The 1,942-nt window shown below is 64.5% G+C and carries 2 protein-coding genes; one reads left to right on the plus strand and one right to left on the minus strand.

Features of this window, described 5'->3' with window-relative positions; genetic code table 11:
* Window positions 1-89: hypothetical protein (locus tag GX543_RS17795; RefSeq protein ID WP_290853871.1), on the plus strand; the 89-nt coding region annotated here is incomplete at its 5' end.
* A gap of 140 nt (window positions 90-229) precedes the next feature.
* On the opposite strand, the gene GX543_RS17800 is transcribed toward GX543_RS17795, so the two are convergent.
* Window positions 230-1,573, minus strand: coding sequence for an NAD(P)/FAD-dependent oxidoreductase (locus GX543_RS17800; RefSeq protein WP_290853869.1), 1,344 nt, complete (start codon window positions 1,571-1,573; stop codon window positions 230-232).
* Between the last annotated feature and the right edge of the window lie 369 nt (window positions 1,574-1,942).

Here is a 1,942-nt window from a genome sequence, read left to right on the forward strand (position 1 = left end):
CCTGGATCAGCTACAAGCGGGACAACGAGATCGAGCCGGTGCAGGTCCGCCCGCACCCCTACGAGTTCCAGCTCTACTACGATTGCTGATCATCTGATCTGATCTGCTGATCGAACGACGAACGGCCCGCCACTCTTCGAAGAGTGGCGGGCCGTTCGTCGTCGCTGTGCTTTCCGCGGTAGATCAGTGTCGACTATCGACAGCGCGCTACCGCGGAGACGCCGAACCGTCAGACGGTCGCGTGCAGGTACCGCTCGAGGCTGTCGTCGAGCTCCTCCACCCACGGGGTGTGGTGCTTGACGCTGTGCGTCCCGGTCATCACCGACTTGTAGGTGTAGTCGCGGTAGCCCATGATGTCGCCGGCCTTGTCCTGCTTCCAGGCCAGGAAGATCTCGACGACGCCGTCGACGTCGAAGCTCGGGTAGTCGGTCTGCGCGATCAGATCCTTGACGTATTCGCCCTGGAAGCGGATCTCGTCGGCGGCGCCGCCGATCGCCTCGAAGCGCTGCTTCCACTCGGCCATCGACGCCGCGCGCTCGTCCCGCTCCGGCATCTGGATGCGGCCCAGGATCAGATCCCGCACGTACCAGGCCTGTGCGTCGAACATGTTGAAGGTGAACCACTGGTCCTGCGCGCCGACGTAGAACAGGCGCGGATTGCGGTCCCACACCACTCCCCGGTACAAGCCCTCCGGGTAGACGTTGTTCGGCGAGACCAGGCCCAGATCGTCCGGCAGGAACGGGTACTTGTGCAGATAGCCGGTGCACATGATGACCGCGTCGACGTCCTTGGTGGAGCCGTCGGCGAAGTGCACCGTGTTGCCGTCGAAGCGCTGCACGCACGGCCGCTCGCTGAAGCCGTCCGGCCAGTCATAGCCCATCGGCGCGCTGCGGTAGCTGGCGGTGACCGACTCGGCGCCCATCTTGTAGGCCTGGCTGCCGATGTCCTCGGCCGAATAGCTCGAGCCGATCACCAGCACGTCCTTGTCCTTGAGGCCCTCGGCCCCGCGGAAGTCGTGGGCGTGGGTGACCAGACCCGGGAAGGTCTCGATGCCGGCGAACTCCGGGAAGTTCGGGAACGAGAAGTGTCCGCTGGCGACGACGACGTAGTCGAAGGTCTCGACGGAGTCCGCGCCGGTCGGCAGATGCTGGCTGACGACGATGAAGTCCTGCGTCTCCTCGTTGTAGCGCACCCAGCGCACCGCGGTCTCAAAGCGCACGTACTTGCGCACATCGCTCTTCTCCACCCGGCCGGCGATGTAGTCCCACAGAACCTCGCGCGGCGGGTACGAGGAGATCGGCCGGCCGAAGTGCTCGTCGAAGGTGTAGTCGGCGAACTCCAGACCCTCCTTGGGGCCGTTCGACCACAGATTGCGGTACATGCTCGAATGCACCGGCTCGCCGTACTGGTCCAGTCCGGTCCGCCAGCTGTAGTTCCACTGACCGCCCCAGTCGGTCTGCTTCTCGTAGCAGACCAGCTCCGGGACCTCGGCGCCGGCGGCGCGCGCAGCCTCGAAGGCGCGCAGCATGGCCATTCCGCTCGGTCCGGCTCCGATGATCGCCACTCGTGTCATATCGACCTCCACGTTCCGTATCTCCATAGATTTCAATCAACGACGCGACGCACAACAGGTCCGTGGAACGGTGAAATCGCAGAGCGGCGCGGGTGGCGCACGATGAGCGAGCGGATCGACAACAAGAGTCCGACCTTAGGAGGTGTTCACCGCCCAGAAAGCTGTACGTTGCGGCGCCGTAAGGCTCTACCACTATACCAAGCGGCTGTGACCAGGGTATTTAGTACCCTACTTTCGGGTATGGAAAGTACCCGTCGACGACGGCCGCCCCGCGTCGCCGCACGGCCACCGGCCGGTCCGGTCCGGTCTGTAAGGTGACCTCTCATGAAGCTGAAGTCCCTGATCCTCATTCCCGCGGCGGCCTGCGCG

The sequence above is a fragment of the Gordonia sp. (in: high G+C Gram-positive bacteria) genome, from assembly GCF_012515855.1.
In the GTDB taxonomy this organism is placed as follows: Bacteria; Actinomycetota; Actinomycetes; order Mycobacteriales; family Mycobacteriaceae; genus Gordonia.